Genomic DNA, 23332 nt, shown 5'->3' with positions numbered 1-23332 from the left:
TAAAAAACGATCAGGAAATGGTTAAATGTTATTAAAAAAGGGGGTGATTGCGGCAACATAAAACCGGGGACGCCGTAACATCGCATGGCGGCGAATACTCACCCCGCTTTGCTTCGCCCGCCATCCCGCTCTTCTGCTTCGCAGTAAAGAGGGACTTGAATATCAGGGAAATCACTTTTAAACGTTTTCAGCTACGACCGGTTAACCTTTACAAGGTAATACACTTTTAAGCTGCCTCGTAGGGGCTACCTGTTTGTAGAAAACAAACAGTTCAACCTTTTTTGCTCCTTAGGAGCTGCCTTTCTTCAGGATCAACTTTTAAGAGCGGTTCCTGGTACTAAGTCTTAAGTCAGAAGTAAAAGTTATTCTTTCCTGACTTAGAACTTAAGACTTTCGACTAAAGACTATCCGTCATTACACCATTAACATAACACTACCATATCTCCGTCCTGTCTTCCGGTTTTTTGTACATTTTATCGCCGGGCTTAATGTTAAATGCCTTGTACCAGCTACTAATGTTTGTTAAAGTGGCATTGGTACGATGTTGATCTGGCGAATGCGTATCTGCAAGGATACGCTGGGCCGTTGCCTCGGGGCGTTGCGAACCGCACCATATCCGCGCCCATGACAAAAAAAAGCGCTGATCGGGCGTAAAACCATCTATTTTTTTGGCCGATTGGCCTTGTTTAGTTTTCAAAAAAGCCTCGTAGGCTATACTTAAGCCGCCCAAATCGGCAATATTTTCGCCAAGGGTTAGTTTGCCGTTTATATGCAGGCTATCCAACACGGTGAGGTTGTTGTATTGCGCCACCAGTTGGTTGGCACGTACTTTAAATTTATCGGCATCGCTTTTTGTCCACCAATCGCGCAGGTTACCATCGGCATCGTATTGCCGGCCCTTATCGTCAAAGCCATGGATTATTTCGTGACCTGCTATAGCGCCTATGGCACCATAGTTTATGGCATCATCGGCCTTTAAATCAAAAAAAGGAAATTGTAGTATGCCAGCGGGGAAAACAATCTCGTTATTAATTTCATTGTAATAAGCGTTGGCGGTTTGCGGCGTCATTCCCCAATGTGTTTTATCAACAGACCTGCCAAGGTGGCTTATGCTAACACTATCACGCCATTTGCACAGATTAATTATGTTACCTGCATAATCGTCCCGTTTAATAATCACAGTATGATAAGTTACCCATTTATCAGGATATCCTATTTTTATGGTAAGGGCATTCAATTTTTTAAGTGCCTGCTCCTTTGTTTCCACGCTCATCCAATCCAGGCGTTTAATGCGTTCGCCAAGGGTTATTTTAAGGTTGTTTACAAGTTCGGCCATACGTTTTTTAGCCAATGGCGTAAAATATTTCTCTACAAACAATTGTCCTAATAATTCGCCCATGCCACTGTCAATTAACTTGCTCACGCGCTCGCGGCGTGGCGGTAGTTCCTTTTCGCCTGTTAATGCGCTGCTTAAAGCAAAGCTGGCCTTTACAAAAGGCGAACTCAAATATCCTGCGTTCCCCCTAATCATATTCCACTTTAAGAAAATTTTCCAGTTTTCAACCGGCGTAGCCACTAATAAAGAATCAACCGTTTTAAAAAATGAAGGCTGGCCTACCAGGATGCTATCCTGGTAGGGAATATTTAACCTGGCCAACAGTTTGTTCCAGTTTAAATGAGGGGTAACTTTGTTAAAGTCGGCCACCAGGAATTTGTTGTAAATAACATGCGGGTCGCGCATGGTCAAACGGCTAAGCTGCGCTTTGGCTAAAATACTTTCAAGATTGTATACTATTGCTACATTTTTTTTTGCTTCGCCAGGGCTGCTACCGGTTAGCGTGAACAAGTTTGCTATCAGCACTTTTAATGCATCCTGTACTTTTTTCGACCTCGTGTCGCTTTTTAAATAATAGTCTCTGTCGGGTAATGAAATGCCTCCCTGGCCAAGGTTCACGATATATTTTGATGCGCTTTTATTATCCGGGTCAATTCCCAGCCTAAACAGCTCAGGCATACCGTCAATACGTTCAAAAATAAGCTCGCTGATAAGGTCATCAAAATTTTTCATTTCATCAATTCGCTCCAGGACGGGTTTAATGGGCAAATATCCAAGCTTTTCGATAGTGGTGCTATCCATTCCGCTGGCATAAAGATCACCAACCCGCTGTATAAGGCTGCCTTTAGGCGCGGTTGCCGATTGCCGGCTTGCCTCGTCTAATAATCTCAAAAGCTTGTTGGTATTTTCCTGGCGCAGGACGGTAAAACTACCCCAGCGTTCTATTTTTTCAGGAATTGGGTTCTTTTTAATCCAGCCACCGTTGGCGTACTCAAAAAAATCATCACCAGGCTTAACGGAGGTATCCATATCGGCCCGGTCAATAAATTTTTTGCGTACAGTAATTTTACGTTTATGGTTTGGTGGTTTTGTTTTACTTATTGGGTGTGCGTTTACCGGCAGCCATAAGGCCCCCATGATTATCAAGCAACAAAACTTCAGTTTCATAATAAATTAAAGGTAATCAATTACCGTAAAATCTAAAGCCAATACCGGGTTCCCCGGCCGACGCATTAGAAATAGCTAATAATTTAAAAGATCCCTGTTATTCCAGGCCGTTTTTAGGCGGTTTTGTTCGGCGGCTTTAACAAAATTTAAAGTGTTTTATGATAACGCATGGCCGCAAAGGCCCATTCCCCTCTCTCCTGGTGTGCAAAAATTGAGGTTTAATATTTTTAAGTGGCAACAGCAAGGCAAAAAAATAAATTAACACATGCCGGTCACAACTATTTCTTCACCCACTCCTTTTGCTCCTCCGGGGTAAAAAATGTCCAGGCCATTATGCGGCTGGCCTTTTGGCCTTGCGACATGTTGATGGTTTGTACCTCAACTGCACCTGCTTTTTGTAGGGCATTATATAAAATACGCAGGTTCTCTTTTTTTGATACCAGGGTGGTAAACCACAGGCATTGTTTGGCAACACGGGTACTTTGGGTAGCCATTTGTTTTAAAAACGCGGCCTCGCCGCCGGGATACCATAACTCCATATTCTGGCCGCCAAAGTTCAATACGGGTTCTTCCCTTCCTGTTTTCAGGCCGAGGTTATTCCATTTGCGTTTTGATCCTTCGGCTGCTTCCCTGATAGATGCATGGAATGGCGGGTTACATAGTGTAAGATCAAACAGCTCGCCCGGTTTTATAGCGAATGTAAAAATATCTGCTTTGTGTTTTTGCAGGCGCAGTTCGATAGCGGCTTTTAATTCCTTACTCTGGTCTATTATTTTTTGTGCCGATGCCAGGGCCTCCTCATCAATATCAACCCCGATAAAGCTCCAGCCATATTCCTGGTGACCAATGATAGGATAAACACAATTGGCACCTACACCAATATCAAGCACGCGCACTTTTTTGCCTTTACGCACTACGCCATCATTAGCGGTGGCCAACAAATCGGCAGCGTAATGAATATAGTCGGCCCGGCCCGGTATAGGTGGGCACAGGTAACCTTCCGGGATATCCCAGTACTCAACCCGGTAATGGTGTTTAAGCAAGGCCCTGTTAAGCAACTTTACAGCTTCGGGATCAGAGAAGTTGATGGTTTCATTCTCGTACTTATTTACCGTAACAAAGGCACGTAACTTAGGCATCGCCTTTATAAGCGCTTTAAAATCATATCCCATACGGTGCGCGTTACGCGGGTGCATGGTTTCTTTTACTTCGGGCTTATCTGGTGTCGATTCTGGCAAAATATTTATTTTAATGTTCGATTAATTAACTGCTTTTGGCTTTCTGCTTTTAGCCTATTATCGCTCCCAAACTTGCGGGCGAGTAATTGATTGATTTAAGCGTTTTATTATCGGCGGTACGGTAAACCAAAAACAGGCCGTCAATTTCTTTGTAGTGCGATTCGGTACCGGCGGTATTGCGGTAGTGCTCAATAGTTTGGTTGGCTTCTTCAATTGTTTTGCAGGCTTTGCTCATGTTTGAGCGGTGCACCTCGTCAAACAGCTCTTTAAACTTTTCGGCAAGGCCAAATTCCAATACCGCGCCGGCCAATACATATTGTAAATCGCAAAGGGCGTCGGCAACTTCAACCAGGTTGTTATCATCAACGGCTTGTTGCAGTTCCTTCAACTCTTCGGCCAACAGTTCAATACGCAGCTGGCTGCGCTGTTTTGACGGAATGGCCGGGGCCGCTACAATTGGATGTTTAAAGGTGCTGTGAAATTCGGCTACCTGGTTTAATGAGTTTAAATCGTTAATGGTCATTTTTAATGCGAAGTGTCTGAGCCTGCTAAGTTATGAATAAGCTAAGGGCTTTCAAAAAGTCGTGGTTTAAAAAGGCTGTTCATCATTAAAACATATTCATTTGGATAATGTTGATGTTTTGATTTTAATATACAATAATGTATTTTTTTTGGCACGTAAAAACCTAATAATTAACTAAATGGCATTTATTTATGATAACATTTACTTAACATGTATTAGCTTTGTTAACATAAAGATAATATTAAAACAGCTTTTAGTTAACGTACCTTTGTGCCGAAATTGAAATTCTCGAGTCAACCTGAATTTTTCCCATCCCCAACATATGAAAGATAAAAAAGTAAAATCCGTAGCCAAAGAGGCCCAGAAAGCCCTAAAAAAACAATTAAATGATAAATTTACGGCTCAGTTAAAAACCATCGTGAGCGAATTTGAGCCCGAATTGAAAGGCCTGACCAAGGCAATTGAAAAAGCTTCCAAAAATTTAGCCAAAGCAATTGCAGCAAAAATAAGCGATAAAAAAGACGCGCCAGCCGCACCGGCAAAAAAAACCAAAGGAATTGTTGTTGAAGTTAAAGAAGCCGCTTTACCAATAGTTAAAGAAGCTGCATCACAGACACCTGTTGCTAAAGTTGCCAAAACAGCTACCAAAACAGCCGCTCCTAAGTCGCCAGCCAGCAAAAAGGAAAGTGCCCCTGTAAAATAAACCTGTAAATAAGACGGTTATTTTTACGGCAACCTGGTATTTTCTATCCATAAATAGAAATTTTATTAACTTGATTAACAAATAGTTAAATTCAATTTAACTATTGTAAGTTAAAATAAAAAATGTAAATTGTCAGTTGCGAAAACTGATAATTTACATTGATTAAACCAGACTCATTAGCATCAAAAGCGAATAGCGCTTGTGGTGCCCGATGCGGCAACGTGCAACAAGCAGCAATTGCCAAGGCAGGGCTTTACCAACAGGTAAAGGATTTTTTTGCTGGTATCTTTGACACCAGCAACTGGCCCGCCCGATGGCATTGCGGCACCTGGAGCGAATTCCATGGCTGGCTGTACATTTTTTCGGATCTGCTCATAGCGGTATCTTATTTTGCAATCCCCTTGTTGCTTATCATCCTGCTCACCAAACGTAAGGATGTACCCTTTCCAAAAATACTTTGGCTGTTTGTTGTATTTATTATTTTATGCGGTATTACCCATTTGATAGATGCCGGCATCTTTTGGTGGCCGGCATACCGGCTGAGCGCGCTGTTAAGGTTACTTACCGGCATTGTATCGGTAACAACGGTATATGCGCTATACCGCATTATGCCTACGGTGCTTTCGTTACGATCTGTAAACGAGCTGCAAAAAGAGATAAATGAGCGTAAAATTGCCGAAGAAAAGCTGGCTGCCAGCGAATTCCTGCTACTGGAAGCCGGCCGGATGGGCAAATTTGGCGGCTGGGAAATGGATTTGGTTACTAATAAAGTAACCTGGTCAAAAACTATTTTTGATATCCACGAGCTGCCCTATGATTATGATCCCACTTTTTATAATTTCAGCCAATTTTACTCCGAACCGTATTTGACAACAATAACCCAGGCTATAAATGAGTGCCGGGATACAGGCACGGGTTATGACCTGGAAGTGCAGCTGATCACGGCCAAAAACAACCGGGTGTGGGTGCGTGCCCGTGGCGAGATGTTATACGACGAGCATAGCAAGCCCACCAAATTAAGAGGTGTATTTATGGATATTGATAAATACAAACTGAATGAACTGTCGTTAAATAAAACGGTAGAAATGGTTACCAAAAATAACCAGCAACTCAAAAACTTCACGCATATCCTATCCCATAACATCCGTAACCATGCCAGCAATATCTCGCTGGTATCGTCATTAGTTGATGAAAGCACCCTGGATGAAGAGAACGGCGAGCTATTTCAGAAGATTAGAAAGATTTCGGAAGGCTTGAATACCACCCTCGAAGATTTATCATACGCCATTAAAATAAAAGACGAGATTATAGAAGCCGAGCGGATAAACTTTAAGGAAATAACTACCAAAATTCTGGGAATCATCGAGTCGGACGTAGCCGCAAACCACGCGGTAGTTACGCAGCAGTTTGAGGTTGAAGAGGTTACTTTCCCTAAAATTTATCTGGAAAGTATCCTGATGAACCTGTTAAATAATGCAATAAAATACCGTAAGCCAACCATCGAGCCAAGAGTGTTATTAAAAACATACAGCGACGAAAACGGGTACACTGTTTTAGAATGTACGGATAACGGCATCGGTATTGACCTGAAGCTGCACGAAAAAAAGATTTTTGGCCTTTATAAAACTTTTCATGACCGCAAAGACTCGCATGGGGTTGGTTTATTTTTGACCAAAACCCAGGTTGACTCACAAGGCGGACAAATAACCGTAAAAAGCAAGCCCAACAGCGGCAGTACATTTAAAATAACATTTAATGAAAAAAATTAATACCCTTTGCGTGATAGATGATGATGATATCTACACTTTTACCATCAAACGCATTATTGCCAAAGCGGAAGTTGCCGAAAAAACCATTTTTTTTCATAACGGCCAGGTCGCAATCGATTTCTTTCACAATTGCCTTGAAGTTATCAGTAATCTGCCGGATATGATCCTGCTTGACTTAAACATGCCTGTACTTGACGGCTGGCAGTTTTTGGATGAATTTATAAAACTGGTGCCCCGCCTTGGCAAAAAAATACTGATTTATATTGTAAGCTCGTCAATTGACGAAGACGACTTTAAACGCGCCAGAGCAATGGAACAGGTATCTGACTTTATTGTAAAGCCACTTAACGCCGGCGATTTAAGGAATATTGTAGATCAATGGGCGTAAAGCTTAAAGCATAAGGCACAAGGCTCAAAGCCTTGTGTTTGAAAGGTGCAGGATTTTAAGCATCCTGGCTTTTCTTCGCGCATAATCCTTAGCTTCGCTATTGATTTGTGCCGATGCCTATGTTTACTTTTAATACTTTTTACAACAGCCTTCGGCGGCGCCTGCATTACATATACCTTTTGTATGCTGTGCCGCTGGTGGTTATCATAGCCGTAATAACCCCTGCTTTTCAAAGCCCCGATGAGCCCAACCACTTTGCCCGCGCCGAACAGGTTTCAAGGCTTGAATTAGTTCCCTCCTTTGTGTACGACAAGGCGCACCCCATTACGGCCGCCGATTCGATATCAAAAGATCCGGCTATAGTTTACCCGGATAAAGGCGGCTTCAGGGTTGATAAGGGCATTTACCAGCTTGATCATATTTACAGCCCCCTTGCACGCAACAACAACGTAAAAGTGGCGGCGCTAAAATCAGATAGCGCCAAAAACTTACAGTGGCACACGGGCATCATTTATTTCAATTTTGGCAATACGGCTATTTATCCTCCGGTTGTTTATTTAATGCAGGCCCTGGGTATTACGATGGGTAAACTACTTCATTTAAGCATCCAGAATACATTATATCTTTCCAGGATACTGAATGGTTTGCTATGCGTAACGCTATGCTTCTTCGCCCTGATGCTGGCCAGGCAAAGTAATATTTTACTATTCATCGTGCTACTTTTCCCAATGACGGTATCATTATTCGCTTCGGTAAGCCAGGATGCTGTTTTAATCAGCTGTTGTTTTCTACTCGTTGGGTTTATAGACGATTTCGCCTTTGGCGATAAACATCAGCCCAAATGGAAACTGTACACTATGGTTATCCTGGTAACTATCATCGGCATTGCCAAACCGCCTTATATCATCTTCGCTTTTTTATTCCTGTTTTTAAAACTTAACCCAAAGCAAAAGGTGATTGGCATTATTGTCCCTTTTGCGATACTGGTGCTTTGGCTCATCATCAATCATGGCAGCTTCATGATCAAGTTTGCGCCTGCCGAAATGAGACTGAACTCAAAATTACAGGTATTGTACATTTTGCACCACCCCTTCAGGTTCATGGGCATGTTTTTTAATTTTGATAAAACGGCATTACAAAACGTAGCCCGTATGTTTGTAGGCGTACTGGCCTGGCTCGATGTGCAGTTACCCGATATTTATTACCGCAACGCCTACATCTGCCTCGTTTTAGGTATCCTGATCAGCCTGGGTATCAAAGGCAGCACCAGGCTCAGGATAGCTTTGCTGGTTTGCGGTATCCTCACCATCGTCGCGGTTATATCGGCCCAATATGTTACCTGGACAGCCCTCCAATCGCCAACCCTCGGCGGCATGCAGGGCAGGTACCTTATTCCTATTTTTCCGTTTATCGCGCTGGCTTTATGTGGCTATCCCGCAAACAGCAGCTTCGCTGGGTTAAAAGCAATCGTGCTACCGGTTGTTTTATTATTCCCGGTATATTCGGCCATCATCATGATACAGGTTATCTGCAGCAGGTATTATTAATGTAGTGTCAACGATGAATTGACGGATGGCCTTTAGCCAAAAGTCTTAAGTTCTAAGTCAAAAAAGAAAAAATTCACCTTTAGGCTTACCATTTTGTACTGTTGACTTAACACTATCCTTTTATTTTTGCTTTTCGCCTAAGGAAAACCAGTTGCCCGAGTCGTCTTTAAACAGTGCCTCAAAACCGTAAAACTCTTTGGTAGGCTCTTTTTTAAACTCAACGCCTTTTGCTTTCAGCTCCTCGTAAGTTGCCATTAGGTCGTTACATTCAAATACGCCAAATCCAAAGGTGCCCTGACTTACCAGGTTGCGCATTTGCTGGGCGGCATCCTTTTTAAACATCATGCCTTCGGCAATGGCCATGAGCGAAATTTCCAGTTCAGGCTGTTCCGGCGGGCATACGGTAAGCCAGCGCATCCCCGGCCCCATGGATGCATCTGTATGCACCTTGAAGCCCAGTTTATTAACGTAAAAATCATAAGCACTATCCTGGTCCAGAACAAATATGCTTACATGGTTCATTTTTGTGATCATGGCGTCAATTGTTTATTTGCCTCAAATATGGATATTAGCAATGGGCTTCACCTATCCAAAATTGCTGTTTTAAACCCAGCCGTTTTCTTGCGCAAAACAATTGGGGATGAATTTCAGCGGTGCCTTCACCATATCCGCGGCTCTTTGAAGTTCCCGCTGCTGGTATACCGATGGCGATACAAGGATTATCTTTTTAAACAAAGCCGAAAAAGAAGTAACACTATCAAAACCTACAGCATAACAAGCCCCGGTTACAGATGCGCCTTTCTGTAAAAGCAGGCGGGCCTGCTCCACCCTCACCGCTATCAGGTACTGGTGCGGGGTTTTGCCATAAGTGGTTTTAAACAGCCGGATAAAATGAAACTTCGAGAAAAAAGCTTCATCGGCAATATCATCCAGGTTAATAGCCTCGTGATAATGGCCATCAATAAAAAGCTTGGCATGCACAATACGCCTGTACAAATAAATCTTCGGGAATGATGCCATGCCACTCATTAGCTTGCTGTTACAATGCCGGTAAATATCGGGGAATTTGTTGGAATCAGAATTTGCAGAATTTGAGAATTTGCAGAATTTTGTCTGAACCCGGATTCGTCGGATTAAAGGATTATTCTGATTTTGAAAAAAATTTGTATGTCTTCTCCTTAAAAATCCAATCATCCGTTAATCCGACGAATCCCGGTTCAGACCATCTGCACATCTGAAATCTGCATATCTGCACATCTAATATCTGCATATCAATTCAGTCCCCGTGCAAGCTCATCACATTTCCATCCGGATCTTTGATACCCAGGAATTTCCCCCATGGCGTTTCGTCAACCTTACCTAATTGGATGCCTTTGGCGGTAAGGTCGGCGATATCGGCGTCAAGATCGTCGGTTTTAATTACGAAGCCGCGAACGCTGCCGGCAGGCATTTCCGGAAACCAGTTTACCAGGGTGATAGAGACTGTTGAGTTTGGGTATCCCATCTGGATCCATTGCGAACCATTGGGCCCAAAAGGAGCTTCAACAATTACTTCGAAACCCAGTTTCATGTAAAATGCCTTGGCGGCCTGCTGGTTGGTTACCGGGATAGTGATAATTTCAATTGCTTTCATGATATAACTTCGGATTAAGAGGTTTTTAGGGTTAAATATGGATTAACCAAGTTTATAGGTAACTTATGAGTTAAGCAAATAATATTTCTATGTTTTCTTAAATCGCTGCCGTGCCCTTTTTCGTAATTGGGTTAAACCGGGCAAAAACAATAAAAGCATGTTGGCAAAAACCAGGCGGTTTAAATTAATATGGTTGGTATATTTATACATTCATGTCAGCAAATCAACATCAATTTTATGGTAGCCTGCCGGTTAACAACATCCCGCTTGGCGATCTTTTTATTAGAGAAGATTTATTTAGGGATGTCCCTGATGATTGGCATGTTATCATAACCGATATTAAAGGTTCAACGCTGGCTGTACTTGCTGGCGGCTCGCAAAATGTTAATCTGATTGCTACGGGCAGCATTGTTGCCGTGCTTAACATTGCCTTAAAGGCCGGTGTTACCGTCCCTTTCTTTTTTGGCGGCGATGGCGCAACGTTTATGGTACCGCCCGTTATTTTAGATGAAGCAATGCAGGCGCTTGTACTGTACCGGGAAAACACGCTGGCTAACTTTCAGATTGACCTGCGCACCGGCACCCTGCCAATAAAACAGGTTTATGACCAGGGATATAAGCTCCGGATAGCCAAACACCGCATTTCCGAAGCTTTTTCAATCCCCATTGTTTTGGGCAATGGGTTAAGCTATGCCGAAAAGATTATTAAAGGGCACAATATGCTGCCAAACTACGAGGCCCTGTTAAATGAACTTGACCTTACCGGCATGCAATGCCGCTGGGATAAAATAGCCCCGCCCGAAAACACCAACGAAGTACTGTCGCTATTGGTTATCGCATCTGATGAAGACAGGCAACCGGAAGTTTTCAGAAAAGTAATGTGCCATATAGATGAGATTTACGGTGATGAAAAAAAGCGGACACCTATATCTGTAGCCCAGTTGAAGCTTAAAACCACCTTTAACCGCATTGGTACCGAAATGCGGGTGAGTATGGGCAGGGTACCTTTTTTTGAACTGATAATAGCCTGGCTGATCAATTTATATGGCCTTATCTTTTTCAGCACAAGGAAAGGCAAACACTACCTGGAAAAACTTGTAGAAATGTCGGACACGCTGGTAATCGACGGGAAGATAAATACCGTTATCAGCGGCACTTTATCGCAGCGAAAGAATCTACAAAGCGCGCTGGACAAAATGGAAACCGACTGTGAGCTATGCTATGGCCTGCACGTAAGCAGCGAATCTGTAATGTCGTGCTATGTACGTGACCTTGATGATGGCCACATTCACTTTGTTGATGGCGCCGAAGGCGGATACACCCAGGCCGCCAAAGTAATAAAGGCTAAGTTGAATAGGTAATAAATATCCGTTGCATTAATTTTTTTTGATTTACTTGTCCCTTAATAACGTATTGTCATTTCATTTCATATTAAATATGAATCAAATACTTATATAACAAAGCACCCCTACTCCCCTTCCGGTGTCTCCTTTAATTCATCCTCTTTTTTGCCTTTGCCTAATTTAACTATCGGTTTTTCCTGGGTACCGGTAATAGTCATCGGGATACCGAAGATACCCAACGGCGGCAGGCCAAGGCGAAATTGCAGGTTTAGCTTGCCATCAAAACTTACCTGCCCCTCAAACCTCGGACGGAAGCCGGCCATCCTCATTTTGGTACGCTGAATGGTGATGATATTGTTGGCTATGGTGGTTTTAATATCAACCTTGCTTACATCATTTTTACCACCCAGGCTATCGCGCCCGGTTGTTTTACCCACGGCACTAAATAGTTTAAAGCCTTTTACCTTTACCTTTTTAACCGAAAGCACTCCCCCACCCTTCAACGATGGATAAATGGGTTTCATATCGCCGTTAAGCTTGCCGCTTAGTTTATAATCTAACGATACAATACCCTCGGCACTTGCAGCCGATGTGGCCATATCATGAAACAACTTTACCTCTTTATAAGCCCTTTTAATGTCAAAATCTTTTGCATCAATATGGTAATCAAAATAAGCTTTTTGCGGGCTGATGCTACCATAAGTGGCATCCATTACCACCGGTGCTCCTATCATAGTAAAGCCGGTTTGTTTTAAAACTATCTGGCCTTTGCTTACGCTCATTTGTCCTTTGGCATCATTAATATCCAGGCCGTTATATTTTACTTTTTTAACATCGGCCGTAAAATTAAGATCGAGGTTGGCGGGTACCAGGATAACGCCCGATTTGGCGGCTTTCGGGGTAGATGGGCCACTGGCAAAAGCCGTAAAATCATCGGCAATGATAAGCCCACTGCTTAAATTAAACTCGCCTTTTAATGGCGAATTGGGTTTTACCGCATAATCTATCACGTTGGACAACGCGCCATTAAGCACAATAACCGATTTACCGTAATTAGCGGTAAACTGATCGAACTTCATTTTATCCTGGTTAAAGCTAAACAAGCCTGTTTTAATAAGGAATGGCTTGGGGAACAGCTCGGATGTTAAAATTAAGTCTTTCACCTTCATGGTGCCCGAGTTGGCCAATTGATCGTACCGGCCGGCCGTGGCGTCACTTTGTTTGCCTTTAAGGGACAAGTTAGTGGTGATGAGGCCTTTTACATTGTATCCTGCCATGGCAAACACCTTGTAAATTTTACCAATATCCAACGATCCGCGCGATTTAATGCTATAATCCAGGTTATCAAAGTTCTTGAGGTTGGCTTTCAGCATAAATGGCTGCCCCTCAAATGTGAAGGATACCGGTTTAATATCCACCTTCAGGCCTTTCAATGATCCGGTGCTATTGCTGATGGCTGTGCTGATCTCCAGGTTTTCAACCGGATGCGGGTAATATTTGGTTTGGATGTAGCCGCCATGCAAATCAATCTGCGCGTTGGTAACCGGGAATATTCTTTTGGCTGGGATATACCTGCCCTTGGTTTGTACATCGGCATCCAGGTTGCCACGCAAACCAATGCTATCAACCGGGTAAAACTTTTTGATATCGGCCAGGTCAAACTTTGCTTTCAGGTCGGCATCAATTAAGGCGCCTGTGGTGTTGCTTAGTTTTAAATAACCTTTTATATAATTGTTCAGCGCGTTAATATTCAGGTTGGTCATGGCCATGGTGGCATGGGCGGGGTTTTGGTCGGGGCAGGCTGCATCAAGGTTAAAGCTTACGTTTTTCATGGCCTCGGGCAGGTTGGCGTATTTAAAATATCCATCCCTAAAAGCAGAATGCAGCGTAAACTTAGGGATGCTGGTAATCACGGTGTCAATATGATGCCTGATACCGGTTTTCCTGATCCCGGTGGCGTATTTACCTTCGGCTACCATATGCAGCGAGTAGCGGCCCTTTACATCAAAAGCCTTTACTCCAAAGGCCTTGTTCCATTTCTCCAGGTCAATCTCGGTATTTATTTTGGCGAAGATTTGCGGCGATTTAACGCCTTTCACTTTAATTACCGATCCGAAGTAATCCTTGCCGATATTAAAGTACACCGAATCGATATTCAGGTTCAGGCTATCGGGATTACAACCCGGCACTTTAGCCTCCATATTCAGGTACAGATTTTTTACCGGCTCGGGCGTTTTTTTATTGGCGATATAACCATCGCGTACTTTCATGCTGAAATCAAGATCGGGCATTTGTTTGGTGGCGGCAATGTACTTACCAACAAGCGACATCGTTATCTTCCCGTTACCATTCAGTTCGGTATCATCGGTCCATTTGGCATATTGGGCAGGCAGGGCGGTAAAAATATCACTCAGGTCCTGCTGATCAGATTTTATCCTGAAATCCATATCGTAACCGTCTTTCAAAAACTCAAACTTGCCTTTAAAATCAACCGGCAAAGCATTAATCATGAGGTCGTTTTTTTGAAATACAAAAGCAAGCGATTTGGTATTGATACTGGTAACCAAATCGGCATTTACTTTTTTATGGTAGATGTAGGTTTGGCCGCCGTAGGTAAAATCGATAGAGCCTATCTCGGTATGGGTATACAAGTCAAACACATCTTTGCTCAGGTCGCCCCTGCCCTGGTAGTTAAAATCGCGGGCATCAACCAGCAGTGGCATCGATTTATCATTATACACCAGGTGACTTTTTTCAATCAGTATCTGCTCAATCCCCAATGATGCACTTGCGGTATCCGCTGCCTGAGCCGGTTGAGCGGGCTTGGCCTTGTACACGTTATAGTTGGCATGCCCCGCGCTATCAACCTGAATATTGATGGTGGCCTGGTTCAGATAAACTCTATTAATATTGATTTTGCTTTTAAATACCGAGGAAAGATCAATAGCCAGCGAAATTTCTTTTGCAGCAACCAACGTATCATTCTGAAAAGGGGCACTCCCATTGAGCGAAAAATCATTCAACGTAAGCGTAAGCGCCGGGAATTTTTTAAAGAAGGACAGGCTTGTACCCGAAAAATTGAGCTTGCCGTTAATACTGCTACCCGCCCACTGCTTTATTTTATTAGTAATGGTTTGCGGAAATAAGTATGGCAGTAAAAACATTAATGCCAACAGGCTCACTATGGTAATACCTGTAATTTTAAGCGTTTTAACGAGTATTTTTTTAATGTGGATGGGCATAAAAATATAGATGATCGGGTGCCATAAAGATAGAGCAAAAAGTTGTGCTGTTGGTAGAATTTAGCTACAAAATAGACAAGCCCCCTCTAAATCTCCCCCGGTTGGGGAGACTTTTAATTTAAAGCTCTCCCTGGCGGGAGTTTGAATGAGCTTCTTTCCTTAAATACGCCGCTATTTCCGAAAAATTCTTCCGGGCTTCTTCGTTTGGGCTTTCGTCATTTTCCATGTGCAAAGCCCAGCCAAGGGGTGTGCCGTTATATACCTTGTCGGGCACATCCAGCCTTGCCCCTGCCTCGACCAATAGTTTTACACACTCCAATGAGCCGGAATATACAGCCTGGTGTAGCGGTGTAGCATGGCTGTGGAAACCCGAGCTATTTTCCGGGTAACCATTTGGGTTGGCACCGAGGTTTAGCAGGTAGGTTATCATTTGCGGCTTGCCGTAAAAACCGGCAACGGTTAAGGCTACTAATAATTCGGCTTTATCCGCCCCGGCAGTAAAACGGATTACATCGTCCATCCTATCCAGCCCAATGGCTGCTGCCAATGTAAGCTTGCCACCGCGCTTAATTAAATGGGCCGCCGCATCAAAATTGCCGTGGGCCAATGCACCCAAACCGCCGCCTGGTGTTGCGCCGGCATCAATCAGTGCATCCATCAGGGCTATTTGCACACCGCATTCGCGGGGGATCCTTCCGGTTGCTACCAGGCCAAGGGCATAATCCAGCTGATGTTGCACGGTACCGGCAGCAAATTCTTTTACAAAGCCTATGAGTAGCTGGGTAACAGCCACAATATTTACAGGCAGCTTGCCATTGCGGATAGGGTTATCGGCCACAAACCAAAGCAGGTAAGGATTTTGGAAATAACCGGGCTCGGGAAGGTCGAGCTTATCCTGTACCAACCGTTGGTTTTCGGTTATCAAAGTGGTTAATAGTCCAATATCGCCGGTTTCAATAGCTTCCACCGCCTGCCGGAAAAGCGGATTGGTAATGTCAGAATTTTTCATCCTCCTTAATTGAATGTTAAATAGCTTTTATCAATTAAAGATACAGATGTATTTAAAAGAAATTAAAAATCTCATTCCATCAAAACGGAAATATCACTTTAAAACTCACATTGCGGCCAATGTTGTAAATACCCAGGCGGCCATTGGGCGAAGCTGTATAATATTCAAAATACTTTAACCTGTTCAGGTTTGATTGATAAGCTGTATCAAACAAATTATCTACCTGGAAAAAAACTTCGCAAAAGGTCTTTTCCGACTTCCGTTTTATTGTTGTACCCATACCAATGTTGATAAGCGTATAGCCGGGCGTGGCCGTTTCGGTATTATCCAAGGCGTAAAACCGGTTTTGAGCAGCATAAGCATCGGCCTCCGTTTTAAACCATATTTTTGAAAACACCCCATAAGCCTGCTGCAGGGTGATCTTTACCTCGCTACGCAAATGCAGCGGGGGTATAAAAGGCAGATACTTTGCCGCACCATTCGATTTTTGGATAAGCTGCTGATTTTGATTAATGCCCGTAACATACGCTACACTATTATTAAAAGCCAGCCATTTTAGCTTCTGCGGATGCAAATTAACCGTAAACTCGGCGCCATAAAGCCGGGCCTTTGATTGCTGGTACTGATAGGTGCTATTACCCGGAACAATTATTACAGGATTACCCGCCGCATCGGTTAGCTTAGCCTGGTATATATAATTATCAATCTGGTTGTTAAAAAACTCGGCAATAAAGTCTGCATCTTTCAGGTAAGCAATTATACCCAGGTCTTCCTGCAGGCTAAATTCGGGACTAAAACTCCTGTCGCCCAGGTAAACAATATGCGCGCCCGGGTCGAGGCCGTTGGAGCCAATTTCGGTGATATTGGGCGCCCGGTAGCCCCTGCCAATATTGGCTTTAAACAGCAGCCTTTCGTTAATGTTATAAGTGAGCCCCAAACTGCCCGAAAAACCTTTATATACATGCTTGAATGCCGGGAACTGGAGATGAGCACCGGTTGTATCGGGCAGTTTAACCTGGTGTTCAAAGCCATTGGCGGCATTAGGCCCTACATAAAAATCACTCCAGCTGATGTGTCGGTTGTCGTACCTCAGGCCACCCGAAACATCGAGCTTACCAAAACTTTTTTTGGCGAAGAAAAAAGCGCCGGCATCAAACAGGTTATAATCGGGTATCGGGAAATCGGTAGCGGCCTTACTGCGGTTGGCCTGGTACATACCGTTAATGCCCACAGTACTTTCAATACCTGCAAATGCGGGTAAATTATATTTCAAATCGTAATTAAGGGTATTAAGTACTACGTACAAACCGGCCTGCTGCGCTAAAGTAGGGTGGTTATACTCCCTGCGGATGCTTTGCTGCAGGCCAAGCGTGGCATCAAGGCTGCTGCCATCTGCCAGTTTTACCTGGTTGTGGGTGTAAATGCGGTAATGCTGAATGCGCTGGTGAAGCGGAGCTATAGTATATGAGTTTAATTCATTACTGCTAACCAAAGGCCTGCTTTTGATATTATCTGCAGCAAGTTCATTTACCTGTTTGGTAAACTGGCGGGTAAGTGAATCGCGGCTGCCGTCGGGAATTTCCTGCCGGTTATCATATACCGTTGCCGCTATTTGGGAGTAGCCCCATTTTTTGTCAACCCTGGCCATACCCGACAAATTGTACTCCCTGAAACCGGTATTATAAACCAGGCCGTCAATTTTATCGCGGTAATCATGCGCTGCTTTGACTGTGGCCCTAAAGGTATATTGCCAGCTTTTATTTTTGTAAGCCAGACCAAGTGATGTACCAATCATCCCGTTGTTGGTATGATAATCGGCAACGTAGTCGCCTTTTAACACACTATCTGCCCCGGTAGGTATAGCGGGAATCAGGTTAATAACACCGGCAATGGCATCCGAGCCGTAGGTTAAGCTGGCCGGGCCTTTTATCACTTCGGCCCTGCCAATGCCATACTGGTCAATCTCGATACCATGTTCATCGCCCCATTGCTGTCCCTCCTGCCTGATGCCATCATACAAGGTTAATACCCGGTTATAACCCAGTCCTCTTATAAAAGGCTTGGAGATATTAGGCCCTGTGGTAACGGCACTTACGCCGGGCACTCCCTTTACTATGGCATCAATAATATTGTTGTTCACATTCATGTTCATCTCCTTTTTTGTCATCACAGCGATAGGCACAGGACTGCGCCGCAATTCGGTAGCGCGCGATACGCCCGTTATAACCACTTCGTTCAGTTTTGAGTAACTCTCTTTCAGGTTGCTGTTTAAAATAACGGTTTGTTGTTTGGCAATAGTTACCCTTAATTTTTCGGGGAGATACCCAATTGCCGAAAAAGATACTTCATAATTACCAGGCGCTATATTTTGTAATTGATAATAACCTTTTTGGTTGGCCGTAGTGCCTATAGTTGTACCTGTTATAGTAACGGAACCATAAGCCAGCGGCTCGCTGCCGGTTGTAAGGCGGCCTTTTAAAGCCCCAACCTGGGCCAAAACGTTTATTGATGGTATTAAGAGTATTAAAATGAGGTATAATATTTTCATTTGTTTTCAGATCAATTTTAATTTAACACACAAAGCAAATAAAAATAATTAGTCTTACCTAATTTTATTAAATAAATAAAGCTAATTAATAATTATAATTACATTAATCAAGATGTTTAGCCTAATTAAAAACTGATATATCTACACCACTACGAGAAATAAAATAAAAAGAGAGAAGAGTTTAGATGAGATAAGCCTAAACAGCCAGCCGAACCATACGGCATTTACCCAGGCGGGCATTTGCAAAAACGACAACAGGATGTTAGCGGGAGGCGTAAATATGGCACCGGGCATTATACACCCCGTTAAAACACCTACTACACACCCCGTTAAAAAACGGGGTATTTTAACAATAAGTGTTTAGTTATTTTGATCTTAAATAACTAAATTAGCTTTTGCATAGTCCTGTTTTTATTCCCCCTATAATTAAAACAGTTAAAACCAAAAGGAAACTTTTTCCTTAGTAAACATTTTCGCAAATATTAGTTTAATTTCAATGGATCAAAAAAACATGGCCTCCAATATCCTGGTGATAGATGACGGCGAGATTGATAATATTATTTTTGAAAAAGTGGTAAAAAGGGTAATGTCAAATTCAAGGATTGATGCCTGTAGCGATGCCCCAAGCGCTATTGCCAAACTAATGCATATTAGCAAAACCGAACCTCATCTTTTTCCTGACTATATATTTTTAGATTTGAGGATGCCGGTTATGGATGGATGGGATTTTTTGGATGAATTTACCAGGCTAAATATCGATCCGCTTAAGCAAAGTAAAATATATCTGTTATCTTCGTCGATATCAATGAAAGACATCAAGCGGTCGCGGATGAACCCTTTGGTTTCTGATTTTATTTCAAAACCAATGAACAGGCAAAAGGCCGAGGCCATTTTTGAAGTTGCCTAAAGCATCAGCACTGTAATATTAACATTTAACGAAACTAAACTTCTTTATCCATGTTGAAAAGCATTTTGGTAATTGAGGATGATACCGACATTTTAAGTACAATTGAAAATGTTTTGGTTTACAATAATTTTGCGGTCACGGGTTTAACCCATACTGACGACATTATTCAGTCTATAAAAACCTACAAACCCGACCTTGTACTAACCGACTATATGCTCCCCGGTATGAATGGTGGTAAAATATGCCAAACCATTAAAAGCACCAGGGAAACTAACCATATCCCCGTTATACTTATTTCGGCTTATCACCGCCAGGCCATCTCATTAGCCAATTTCAACTACGATATTTATATCCCCAAGCCTTTTGATATTGATAAACTGGTACAAGCTATCAATAAGCTGTTGAATTAGGGGTAAGTTAATAGTACTAAGTCTTGAGTCAAAAGTTAGCTTTATTTTTTTGACTCAGAACTTAAGACTTTCGGCTAAAGACTATCCGTCAATACACAATTAATCAGTTCATGATTATTGTGGCACTATAAAACTGCCTTATCCTGTATAGCCACACTATTGCAAGGCAGTTTTATTGTTGTAACTGCACCAAGGTTGGGGCCATCGCTTTGTATTTGAAATGAGCCATCATGACTATCAATAATCGATTTACAATTATATAAGCCCAGTCCGGTACCGCTCTCTTTGGTTGTAAATCCTCTTTTGAAGAATTTATTCCCTGTTTCGGCATCAAAACCTTTACCATTGTCGGTCATCCTGAGTTCGAAAAAACCATTAGCGCTGCTTAAATTAATCTCGATTGCTTTTTCGGTTTTTTCAAGATCAATCGCTTCAATGCTGTTTTTCAGTACATTTAAAATAACCTGCATCAATTTGGTATGGTCGCCTTTTAAAACATATTCGCCTGGTGCAATTGCCACCTTTAACTGGATACCTTTTTTATCGGCAGATGCCAAAAGCATAGCCTTACAATCATCAATAATATTTAACAGGTTTACCATTTTACGGTCTTGCGAGCCACCATGCCCTTTAACAAACTGGCGTTGAATACTTAAAATATCCTGGATGTGCGATAGGATATTCAACAGCTCGGTAACCGCCGTTGAAATCTCACTTTTGTTTTCGGCCTGCGATTTGTGAATGCTATCTGTAAGGGATACCAGAGCCTTTGCTTTATCGGCGCCAATTGCCTGTTCAAGTGCGCTTTGCTGGCCTTTTATAAACAAAGCCAGGTTTTTGATTGTATCAATATTATACCTCTCCATTACCCGGTTAATGCGGTTAAGGTACGATCCAAAACCCACCAGCGCGTTGCCTATATCATGTAATACTTCTGATGCGATTTCAAATTTACCCTGGGCTATCGCTTTTTCCAGTTCATGCTCTTTTTGCAGTATCAACTGTTCATTTGCAAGCCTGAGGTCTTCTGCCTGGCGGCGGAGCTCTTCCGATTGCAGGTTTAATTCTTCGTTAAGCTTATTTAAAGCTTCCTCGTGCTTTTTCCGCTCCGTAATGTTATAGCCAATGCCCAATATACGTTCAACCTGCCCTTTCTCATTTCGCACCGGCACTTTTGAAGTTAGCAGCCAATGCTTATTGCCCGCTTTGTCAAAAAACAACTCTTCTTTATTAACTATCGCTTTACCTTCGCTGATTACATTTAAATCATCCTGGTAACCGCGCATGCCAATTTCATTACTAAATAACTCAAGGTCGGTTTTGCCAATAACCTCAGCTTCTGATTTGGCACCAATGTTAGCTACATCGGCAATGTTAGCTAATATCTTTCGGGCAGCGCTATCTTTTACATAGATAGGATCGGGCAAATTATCAATAAGTGTTCGTAACAATATTTTTTCAAGCTGCAATTGCTCTTCTATTGTTTTTGATGCCGTTACGTCGGTATGGGTGCCTATTATCCGTTTCGTATTACTCCCCTGCCTGCTATTTACATAACGCCCACGCGACCAGATCCACACCCAGCTGCCATCGGCATGAGCCATCCTGAAAAAATTTTCATATATTTTGTCGGTTGGATTATTCAAATATTCTTCAAACCGGGCAGTTGCTTTTTCCCTGTCTTCGGGGTGCAGCAGCTTTGTCCAGGTTTCATTTAAATTACCTTTGCCCGTAGTATCAAATTCATTAATTGACCTGCCCAACAATAAAAAGTACTCTTCATTGCAATTCAGAAAACCTGTTTCGGTAAAATATTCCCAGGCGCCTATATCAGATGCCAGCATCAACTCCCTGTAGGTTTCAATTGTTTTTGTAAGTTCTTCAATAACTTCCGGCGAATTGGAAGCATTAACAACCGGCTGGCTATCGTTCAATGCAATATCAATCATCTTGGTATATCGTTATGGTGTTATAATGGCAAGCTTATCGAAAACACAGCACCCTGATCGTTTTTTACGGTAATATCACCGCCGTGCGCGGTCATGAATTGTTTTACAATGGCAAGCCCCAAACCGGTACCATTTTTCTTTTGCCGGGTAACAAAGGGTTCAAAAAGGGTGCTCATTATTTCATCGGGGATGCCCGGGCCATTGTCGGCTACGCGTATAATAACAGAGTCGTCCTGTACTTCTGCGCTGATGTTGAGTGTGGCATTGGGGGTTTTATGGTCATGAAGCGCATCAACCGCGTTGTTTACCAGGTTGCTTAACGTTCTGCGTAATTTACTCTCATCGCCATTTACAAATAAAGGGTCGGGTACGTTAACATTTATAATAATATCAGCCGCCCCGTCCCTTATCTCTACCTGTTTCACCGCATCCCATGCAACTTTGTTGATGTTAACAGGTATCTTTTTAACAGGGGTGTTTTTTATAAAATCCAAAAAGTCATCAAAAATTAACGATGCCTGCTCGGCCGATTTATCAATCAAATCAATCAAATCGCTTTCAAGGCCATCCTCGCGCATCATTTCTGTCATCAATTTTATATTTTTAACAGGCGTACGCAGGTCATGCATTACCATACCAATTACCTGCCCTACGGCCGATAATTTTTCTTTTTGTATCAGCTTTTCATTTAACTCAGCATTTCTGATAGCCTGGGCGGCATTTTGCACAAAAAGTTTTAGCATATACATTTTTTCGGTTTTAAGCCTCTCCTGTTTTTTAAGAACCGCAAATACCGAGTAGGTATCCAGACGGGCCAAAACAAGCTCATCTACCTGTATTACTTCATCCTTTTCTATCTGTATACTTTTAACACGTGCTATCAGCTCCTGAAGGTTTATTCTTTCCTCTATCGCACCTATAGAAATTATTTTTTCGTAAGCAAAATCATCATCCAGCTTACCTATTAAAGCCAGGTCGGTGTCTAATGATCCTGCCAACTGGTCGAGGATGTTTTTCAGTAATGATGTCAGCTGCATCTTGTTTAAGCCGATGGAAGAAATAGATTCTATCAGTTTTTCAAGATTCCTGAGTTTATTATAATCGGTTACAGCTTTGGTAGCCAGCTGAATAATCTCTTCCGGTGCATAAGGTTTGCAATGATATCCTACGTTTTGCCCTGCCTGCTCAACAATTTCATCAATAGAGCGGTCGCTAAAAGCAGTAATGAAAATAATTTCGGCTTTCACGTCGTATTTCCGAATCTCCATGGCAGTTTCCAGGCCACTCCATCCCGGCATACGCATATCCAAGAATATAACAGCGTATGGGGTACCGTTTTCAACAGCTTTTTTTACCAGCTTAACGCCTTCCATCCCGTTGGGTGCTTTGGCAACAGTAAACTCCGGAATACCTCGGGTACGGGTTCCTAATAATGGCTTCGGAACGTCAAAAAGAATATTAAACGCCTGATCGATATTTTCCTGCTCTTCATCGTTATAGTTGGGCATCAATATATCTTCAATATTATCCCGAACTAATTCCTCATCATCAATGACCAGGACAGCGGTGTTAGGCTTATTCATCATTCTTTTAAATTAAATTTACTTTATGAGTATTGCT

At 42.6% G+C, this 23332-nt stretch carries 18 protein-coding genes; 7 read left to right on the top strand and 11 right to left on the bottom strand.

The genetic code is table 11. The features are described from left to right. Positions 1-433: 433 nt before the first annotated feature. The 3 genes from AC1RM2_RS25110 to AC1RM2_RS25100 form a co-directional block, all read right to left on the bottom strand. Positions 434-2503 (bottom strand): M13 family metallopeptidase, encoded by a 2070-nt coding sequence (locus tag AC1RM2_RS25110; RefSeq protein WP_492987860.1) that lies wholly within the window; start codon positions 2501-2503, stop codon positions 434-436. A 278-nt stretch (positions 2504-2781) separates the two neighbouring features. Beyond that, positions 2782-3741, bottom strand: coding sequence for a 23S rRNA (adenine(1618)-N(6))-methyltransferase RlmF (rlmF, locus tag AC1RM2_RS25105; protein ID WP_492987859.1), 960 nt, complete (start codon positions 3739-3741; stop codon positions 2782-2784). A 49-nt stretch (positions 3742-3790) separates the two neighbouring features. Beyond that, positions 3791-4264 carry a pyrophosphohydrolase domain-containing protein gene (locus AC1RM2_RS25100; RefSeq protein WP_492987858.1) on the bottom strand — a complete coding sequence of 158 codons (474 nt, stop codon included), beginning with the start codon at positions 4262-4264 and terminating at the stop codon, positions 3791-3793. A gap of 322 nt (positions 4265-4586) precedes the next feature. On the opposite strand from AC1RM2_RS25100, the gene AC1RM2_RS25095 reads away from it, so the two are divergent. The 4 genes from AC1RM2_RS25095 (at position 4587) to AC1RM2_RS25080 (ending at position 8671) form a co-directional block, all read left to right on the top strand. Beyond that, the gene (locus AC1RM2_RS25095; RefSeq protein ID WP_492987857.1) at positions 4587-4967 is read left to right on the top strand and encodes a hypothetical protein; all 381 of its coding nucleotides are present in this window, start codon (positions 4587-4589) and stop codon (positions 4965-4967) included. 158 nt (positions 4968-5125) lie between these two features. Next, complete coding sequence (locus tag AC1RM2_RS25090) at positions 5126-6736, top strand: sensor histidine kinase (protein ID WP_492987856.1); 1611 nt, start codon at positions 5126-5128, stop codon at positions 6734-6736. Next, on the top strand, positions 6723-7124 hold the full coding sequence (locus tag AC1RM2_RS25085) for a response regulator (protein ID WP_492987855.1): 402 nt from the start codon (positions 6723-6725) through the stop codon (positions 7122-7124). The genes AC1RM2_RS25090 and AC1RM2_RS25085 overlap by 14 nt, the downstream gene beginning before the upstream one ends. A gap of 119 nt (positions 7125-7243) precedes the next feature. Next, the gene (locus tag AC1RM2_RS25080; RefSeq protein ID WP_492987854.1) at positions 7244-8671 is read left to right on the top strand and encodes a DUF2142 domain-containing protein; all 1428 of its coding nucleotides are present in this window, start codon (positions 7244-7246) and stop codon (positions 8669-8671) included. Positions 8672-8791: 120 nt separating this feature from the next. Here the strand turns inward: AC1RM2_RS25080 and AC1RM2_RS25075 are convergent, their stop codons facing one another. The 3 genes from AC1RM2_RS25075 to AC1RM2_RS25065 form a co-directional block, all read right to left on the bottom strand. Beyond that, complete coding sequence (locus AC1RM2_RS25075) at positions 8792-9205, bottom strand: VOC family protein (RefSeq protein ID WP_492987853.1); 414 nt, start codon at positions 9203-9205, stop codon at positions 8792-8794. A 69-nt stretch (positions 9206-9274) separates the two neighbouring features. Then, positions 9275-9700 carry a helix-turn-helix domain-containing protein gene (locus AC1RM2_RS25070; RefSeq protein WP_492987852.1) on the bottom strand — a complete coding sequence of 142 codons (426 nt, stop codon included), beginning with the start codon at positions 9698-9700 and terminating at the stop codon, positions 9275-9277. Between the two features lie 247 nt (positions 9701-9947). Then, positions 9948-10304, bottom strand: a complete 357-nt coding sequence (locus AC1RM2_RS25065; protein ID WP_492987851.1) for a VOC family protein — start codon at positions 10302-10304, stop codon at positions 9948-9950. Between the two features lie 212 nt (positions 10305-10516). On the opposite strand from AC1RM2_RS25065, the gene AC1RM2_RS25060 reads away from it, so the two are divergent. Continuing rightward, positions 10517-11665, top strand: a complete 1149-nt coding sequence (locus AC1RM2_RS25060) for a DUF3095 family protein (RefSeq protein WP_492987850.1) — start codon at positions 10517-10519, stop codon at positions 11663-11665. A gap of 107 nt (positions 11666-11772) precedes the next feature. Here AC1RM2_RS25060 and AC1RM2_RS25055 read toward each other — a convergent pair whose 3' ends face one another. The 3 genes from AC1RM2_RS25055 to AC1RM2_RS25045 form a co-directional block, all read right to left on the bottom strand. Continuing rightward, on the bottom strand, positions 11773-14889 hold the full coding sequence (locus AC1RM2_RS25055) for an AsmA family protein (protein ID WP_492987849.1): 3117 nt from the start codon (positions 14887-14889) through the stop codon (positions 11773-11775). 118 nt (positions 14890-15007) lie between these two features. After that, positions 15008-15898 (bottom strand): ankyrin repeat domain-containing protein, encoded by an 891-nt coding sequence (locus tag AC1RM2_RS25050; protein WP_492987848.1) that lies wholly within the window; start codon positions 15896-15898, stop codon positions 15008-15010. 79 nt (positions 15899-15977) lie between these two features. Then, positions 15978-18446, bottom strand: coding sequence for a TonB-dependent receptor (locus AC1RM2_RS25045; protein WP_492987847.1), 2469 nt, complete (start codon positions 18444-18446; stop codon positions 15978-15980). Between the two features lie 496 nt (positions 18447-18942). On the opposite strand from AC1RM2_RS25045, the gene AC1RM2_RS25040 reads away from it, so the two are divergent. Beyond that, positions 18943-19353 carry a response regulator gene (locus AC1RM2_RS25040; RefSeq protein ID WP_492987846.1) on the top strand — a complete coding sequence of 137 codons (411 nt, stop codon included), beginning with the start codon at positions 18943-18945 and terminating at the stop codon, positions 19351-19353. A 50-nt stretch (positions 19354-19403) separates the two neighbouring features. Further along, positions 19404-19763: a response regulator gene (locus AC1RM2_RS25035; protein ID WP_492987845.1), complete on the top strand. Its 360-nt coding sequence runs from the start codon at positions 19404-19406 to the stop codon at positions 19761-19763. Positions 19764-19888: 125 nt separating this feature from the next. On the opposite strand, the gene AC1RM2_RS25030 is transcribed toward AC1RM2_RS25035, so the two are convergent. Continuing rightward, positions 19889-21712, bottom strand: a complete 1824-nt coding sequence (locus tag AC1RM2_RS25030) for a PAS domain S-box protein (RefSeq protein WP_492987844.1) — start codon at positions 21710-21712, stop codon at positions 19889-19891. Positions 21713-21732: 20 nt separating this feature from the next. Then, complete coding sequence (locus tag AC1RM2_RS25025) at positions 21733-23298, bottom strand: ATP-binding protein (RefSeq protein ID WP_492987843.1); 1566 nt, start codon at positions 23296-23298, stop codon at positions 21733-21735. Positions 23299-23332 lie beyond the last annotated feature (34 nt).

The sequence above is a fragment of the Mucilaginibacter sp. GW822-FHT03E02 genome, assembly GCF_058801545.1.
Note: the sequence above shows the minus strand (reverse complement) of the source record. Positions and strands in the feature narration are given on the sequence as shown.

What these genes read in the sequence shown, in the direction of transcription:
- AC1RM2_RS25110 (WP_492987860.1), bottom strand. Translation starts at nt 2,503, where the DNA reads ATGAAACTGAAGTTTTGTTGCTTGATAATCATGGGGGCCTTATGGCTG.
- AC1RM2_RS25100 (WP_492987858.1), bottom strand. Translation starts at nt 4,264, where the DNA reads ATGACCATTAACGATTTAAACTCATTAAACCAGGTAGCCGAATTTCAC.
- AC1RM2_RS25095 (WP_492987857.1), top strand. Translation starts at nt 4,587, where the DNA reads ATGAAAGATAAAAAAGTAAAATCCGTAGCCAAAGAGGCCCAGAAAGCC.
- AC1RM2_RS25085 (WP_492987855.1), top strand. Translation starts at nt 6,723, where the DNA reads ATGAAAAAAATTAATACCCTTTGCGTGATAGATGATGATGATATCTAC.
- AC1RM2_RS25080 (WP_492987854.1), top strand. Translation starts at nt 7,244, where the DNA reads ATGTTTACTTTTAATACTTTTTACAACAGCCTTCGGCGGCGCCTGCAT.
- AC1RM2_RS25075 (WP_492987853.1), bottom strand. Translation starts at nt 9,205, where the DNA reads ATGATCACAAAAATGAACCATGTAAGCATATTTGTTCTGGACCAGGAT.
- AC1RM2_RS25070 (WP_492987852.1), bottom strand. Translation starts at nt 9,700, where the DNA reads ATGAGTGGCATGGCATCATTCCCGAAGATTTATTTGTACAGGCGTATT.
- AC1RM2_RS25065 (WP_492987851.1), bottom strand. Translation starts at nt 10,304, where the DNA reads ATGAAAGCAATTGAAATTATCACTATCCCGGTAACCAACCAGCAGGCC.
- AC1RM2_RS25060 (WP_492987850.1), top strand. Translation starts at nt 10,517, where the DNA reads ATGTCAGCAAATCAACATCAATTTTATGGTAGCCTGCCGGTTAACAAC.
- AC1RM2_RS25055 (WP_492987849.1), bottom strand. Translation starts at nt 14,889, where the DNA reads ATGCCCATCCACATTAAAAAAATACTCGTTAAAACGCTTAAAATTACA.
- AC1RM2_RS25050 (WP_492987848.1), bottom strand. Translation starts at nt 15,898, where the DNA reads ATGAAAAATTCTGACATTACCAATCCGCTTTTCCGGCAGGCGGTGGAA.
- AC1RM2_RS25045 (WP_492987847.1), bottom strand. Translation starts at nt 18,446, where the DNA reads ATGAAAATATTATACCTCATTTTAATACTCTTAATACCATCAATAAAC.
- AC1RM2_RS25040 (WP_492987846.1), top strand. Translation starts at nt 18,943, where the DNA reads ATGGATCAAAAAAACATGGCCTCCAATATCCTGGTGATAGATGACGGC.
- AC1RM2_RS25035 (WP_492987845.1), top strand. Translation starts at nt 19,404, where the DNA reads ATGTTGAAAAGCATTTTGGTAATTGAGGATGATACCGACATTTTAAGT.
- AC1RM2_RS25030 (WP_492987844.1), bottom strand. Translation starts at nt 21,712, where the DNA reads ATGATTGATATTGCATTGAACGATAGCCAGCCGGTTGTTAATGCTTCC.
- AC1RM2_RS25025 (WP_492987843.1), bottom strand. Translation starts at nt 23,298, where the DNA reads ATGATGAATAAGCCTAACACCGCTGTCCTGGTCATTGATGATGAGGAA.